We start from the raw sequence: 4,508 nt of genomic DNA, 5'->3' as shown, positions 1-4,508 counted from the left end.
CCGCACAACGCCGTGACCTCCCCGGTGGGGACGTCCGACGGCAGTCCCGCGGCGGCGCGGAACACCTCGCCGGCCGCGCCGGGACCCAGCGGGTGCAGCGACAGCGGCACGGCACGCCCGCCGGCGGTCAGCCGCCGCCGGCTGGTGACCACCACCGCGCAACCGGGACCGCCGGGCAGCAGCGGCGCCACCTGCGCGTCGCAGGAAGCGTTGTCCAGCAACAGCAGCACGCGCCGTCCGGCCGTCAGGCTGCGCCACCGCGCGGCGGCGCTGTCGGTGTCGGTGGGCACGTCGTCCACGCCGAACGACCCCAGCAGGTGCCGCAGCGCGTCGAGCGGTGCCACCGGCGCCCTACCGGAGGTGAAGCCGTGCAGGTCCAGGAACAGCCGCCCGTCGGGGAAGTCCCGGCCGAGGTGGTGCGCGGCCCGCACGGCCAGCGCCGTCTTCCCGGCCCCGGCCATGCCGTCGACCGCGCACACCACCAGCCCGCCGCGCGCCGCGGACGTGGTGCGGACCAGCGCCGCCCCCACCGCGTCGCGGCCGGCCAGGTGCGCGAGGTCGGCGGGCAGCTGCGCGGGCACGGCGACCGGGGCGGGCGGCGGCTGGTCGGTCTCGCCCCGCAGGATCGCGAGGTGCAGCCGCTCGACGTCGGCGGAGAGGTCCAGGCCGTGCTCGCGGGCCAGCGCCGCCCGTGCCCGCCGGTAGACCTCCAGCGCCTCGGGCGTGCGGCCGGCCCGGTGCAGCGCCCGCATCAGGTGCTCCACCGGGCGGGGCCGCTGCGGGTGCTCGCGGTGCAGGTCGAACAGTTCGTCGACGGCGGCGGGCAGGCCCAGGCGCCGGAGCGCGTCGAGCCGGTCCTCCAGGGCGCCCAGCCGTGCCTCCTCCAGACCGCGGGAGAGCCCGTCGCGCACACCGCCGGCCGCGATGCCCGCGAGCGCCGGGCCGCGCCACAGCGCCAGCGCCTCGTCCAGCACGGCCAGCCGCCGCGCGTCGTCACCGGCGGTGCGCGCCTGCCGCAGCAGCGCCCGGAACCGGTGCGCGTCCACCCGCAGCGGGTCGCACCGCAGCACGTAGCCGCCGCCCTCGCTGACCAGCCGGACCTCGTCGGCGGCGTGCCTGGTCAACGCCGAACGCAGACCGCTCACGATGCCGTGCACCATGCGCCGCGCCGACCGCGGCGGTCCGTCGCGCCACACGACGTCGACGATCCGGTCGGTCGCCACCACGGAGTTCGCCTCCAGCGCGAGCAGCGCCAGCACGAACCGGTGCTTGCGCACCCCGACGTCCACCTCGGCCCCGCCGGATCTGGCCCCGACCGTTCCCAGCAGCACGATCTCCACCCGCAACACCCCCAGTGCTCCGTTGCCGACCACGGCGGCACAGCATGGACACGGGGTGCGCCCGCCGGGAAGGATGTTTGCGCTGACGTGGAAACATCCTGCTGGGGGGCACATGGCGTCGTTGCGCATCCATTTCACGATGCGGGACCTGGGCAGGACACGCCTCGCCGACGACGGCGACCCGCTGTGGGAGGTGATGCACAGCGGCTTCCGGCTCAACTTCGCGGACCAGGACCCCGCGTTCGGCGAGTGGAAGCGCTCGCTGCTGCGCGGCGGGCCGCCCGGAGTGCGCGCGGGAACGGCCCTGCTGGCGGTGCTGACGCCGCAGGGGCCGTACTTCCCGGACTTCCTGACCCCGCCCGAGGGCGCCCGCGGCCTCGAGGAGGGGCTGGAGGCGATGATGTCGACCCCGCGCCGCAGGTTGCGCGCGGAACTGTCCCGCCTGGCGGAGAACTCGCCCGTGCCGCCCCGGTTCCAGGCGCTGGCCGAGGGCAGGCCCGCGGTGCTGCGGGGCGTCGCCTCCGTGCTGCGCGGGTTCCACTCCGCGGTGGTCGCCCCGCACGACCGGGCGATCCGGTCCGCCGTGGCCGCCGACCGCGCCCGCCGGTCCCGCGTGCTGGCCCAGCAGGGCGTGGAGGGCCTGCTCGCCACGCTGCCGGCGGCCCGCTGGGAGGCGCCGGTGCTGGAGGTCGAGTACGGCGTCGACCGCGACCTGCACCTGCAGGGGCGGGGGCTGCTGCTGATCCCGTCGTTCTTCTGCCAGCGGCTGCCGCTGTCGCTGGCCGACCCCGCCATGCCGCCCGCGCTGATCTACCCGGTCGACCCCGAGCTGCGCTGGCAGAGCCTGGCCGCCGGCGGACTCGAGGCGCTGATGGGCCCGACGCGCGCGGCCGTGCTGCTGGCGGTGGGGGAGCGGGCGGGAGCGACGACCACCCAGCTGGCCCAGCGGCTCTCCACGTCGCTGGCCTCGGCGAGCCGCCACGCCGCCGTGCTGCGCGCCGCGGGCCTGATCACTACCCACCGTGACGGTCCCTCGGTGCTGCACACGCTGACACCGCTGGGGATCGCGCTGCTGGAGACCTCGGGCCCGCCCCGGTAGGCCACCGGCCGCACTCCTCACCACCCGTCCTCCCGCGACCGCGGTCTGCCCGACCCCGGCCGCGGGCGATGCCGCGCGCCCTCGTCGAGGCGTGCGCGAGCTGTACCGAACCACACCGGAAACCGTTGAGCGGGAACAGGGGTCCCGCCGTCCAAAGGGGATAGTCGTGCGCAGTGGAAAGAGTGTGAAGTCCGCGATCGCGAGAGTGCTGCTCGTGTTGTCCGTGGTGGTCGCAGGGATCGTCATGGGCGGCAACGCCTCCGCCCAGGCCGCGTGCAACGGCGCGGGCTGCACCGGCCTCGACCCGCAGGCGCAGGGGTGCGCGGCGACGGACCTGGCCGGCACGAGCTACCTCGAGTGGGCCGGCCGGAACTACAGCGTGGTCGTGCGCCACAGCAGCGCGTGCAACGCGCGCTGGGCACGGGTCTTCTTCGACGCCAACCCGTGCTGCTTCACCCGCGAGGTCGCGGTCGAGACCCAGCGCCTCGTCGGCAGCAACTGGGTCGCGCTGGACTTCCGGACCGTGACCATCGGAGCGGGCCAGGTGGGCGCCTACTGGACGACCATGGTCGCCAACCGCTCGGACGACCGCGTCCGGGCCTGCGACCGGCTCACCACCAGCGGCTGGACGTGCGGGAACTGGGCTTCCTGAGCCCTGTCCCGGACGTGACCCGCGTGCCCCCGGGCGACTTCGGTCCGCCCGGGGGCACGTCTGGTTCCCGTTCGAGTGGAACAACAGCGGTGTGGTGACGGAGTGGAAATCCTCCGCGGGAAATCCCACTTCCGCTCCACTCGAAAGGGTGAGGTTGAATCCGTTGTGGACTGTCACCCCGATTTCTATAGTCGAGAACGGCCTGTCTCTCTCTCGCGTTGTGACCTGAAGGGTCTTTTCTCGTGAAAGCAACCGTGGCTTTTCTCGTGTCCGTTGGCTTGCTGGGGTTCTCCTGTGCCGCGCTCGCCGAGGAGTCCGCCGCCGAATCAGGAAAGGGGTCGCGATTCGGTGCGGAGTGGAGAACGCTGCCCGCGCTGGACCCCGATTACGAGGTCGTTCAGCTCACCACGTCCTCGGCGCTCGACAACAAGATGTACCTCGACGTGGACCCGTACGTCCCCTCGCTCGACTCCGTGGTGTTCATGTCGGAGCGGGACGGGCACGAGAACCTGTACCTGATGTCGCTCGAGAACGGGAAGTTCGTGCAGGTGACGGACTCCGAGGACATCGACGGCGACCACGCCAACGTCTCGCCGGCGACCGAGGAGGCCTTCTACGTCGAGAACCGCACGTTCACGAGCGTCAGCCTGCGCCCGCCGTTCCTCGAGAAGGAGATCCGCACCGTCCCGGACAAGTACGACGTCAAGGGCATCCCGTCGCTCACCTCGGACGGCAAGACGATCGCCGCGTCGCTGTACGAGGAGGAGGAAGACCGGTCCACGCTGGTTCTCATCGACGTGCGGTCGGGGAACATGAAGACGGTCAGGAGGATCGACGGCAAGGTCGACCACGTGCTGATCAACCCGGTGCACGGCGACACGCTGCTCTTCCACGTCCTGCCCGAGAACGAGGACGACAACGGCCAGATCGGCCTGGTGGACATCGCGACCGGGAAGCGGACGATGCTGACCGGCCCGGAGGACCACGGGGTGCACCCGTTCTGGGAGTCCAACGGACGCGATGCCGCGTTCGCGCAGCGCGAGGACGGTGACTCGGACAAGCAGGTGGTGACCTACAACATCCGCAAGGAGGAGTTCCTCAGCTACGACATCGAGCAGAGCAGCAACCACTTCGCCATGAACCCCGCGCGGACGATCATCCAGGGCGACGGCCACAAGGGCTCGACGCCCTACATCTACTTCTATTACATCAGGCCCGGCACGAACAAGGTCGACACCGTGCAGATGTTCAAGCACCGCAGCACCTCGGAGACGGAGTCGGTGCACCCGCACGCCTCGTTCATCAACGACACGGACCTGATCTTCAACAGCGACGCGGACGGCAACGGCAACGTGTACCTGCTCAGGGAGAAGTAGGCCGCGGGCGTGCGGTCCACTGGCCGCGCGCGGACGAAGGG

The 4,508-nt window shown here is 72.1% G+C and carries 4 protein-coding genes; 3 read left to right on the top strand and 1 reads right to left on the bottom strand.

Features of this window, described 5'->3' with window-relative positions; genetic code table 11:
* On the bottom strand, window positions 1-1,373 hold a 1,373-nt coding region (locus ACFWGZ_RS39690), incomplete at its 3' end, for a BTAD domain-containing putative transcriptional regulator (RefSeq protein ID WP_382456749.1).
* 88 nt (window positions 1,374-1,461) lie between these two features.
* On the opposite strand from ACFWGZ_RS39690, the gene ACFWGZ_RS39685 reads away from it, so the two are divergent.
* The 3 genes from ACFWGZ_RS39685 to ACFWGZ_RS39675 all read left to right on the top strand — a co-directional run bounded on the left by ACFWGZ_RS39685 (window position 1,462) and on the right by ACFWGZ_RS39675 (window position 4,467).
* Window positions 1,462-2,439 (top strand): ArsR/SmtB family transcription factor, encoded by a 978-nt coding sequence (locus tag ACFWGZ_RS39685; protein WP_382456748.1) that lies wholly within the window; start codon window positions 1,462-1,464, stop codon window positions 2,437-2,439.
* A gap of 166 nt (window positions 2,440-2,605) precedes the next feature.
* Window positions 2,606-3,091 carry a DUF2690 domain-containing protein gene (locus tag ACFWGZ_RS39680; RefSeq protein ID WP_382456747.1) on the top strand — a complete coding sequence of 162 codons (486 nt, stop codon included), beginning with the start codon at window positions 2,606-2,608 and terminating at the stop codon, window positions 3,089-3,091.
* A 266-nt stretch (window positions 3,092-3,357) separates the two neighbouring features.
* Window positions 3,358-4,467 (top strand): TolB family protein, encoded by a 1,110-nt coding sequence (locus tag ACFWGZ_RS39675; RefSeq protein ID WP_382456746.1) that lies wholly within the window; start codon window positions 3,358-3,360, stop codon window positions 4,465-4,467.
* Window positions 4,468-4,508 lie beyond the last annotated feature (41 nt).

Source organism: Lentzea sp. NPDC060358, from assembly GCF_042725365.1.
In the GTDB taxonomy this organism is placed as follows: Bacteria; Actinomycetota; Actinomycetes; order Mycobacteriales; family Pseudonocardiaceae; genus Lentzea.
Note: the sequence above shows the minus strand (reverse complement) of the source record. Positions and strands in the feature narration are given on the sequence as shown.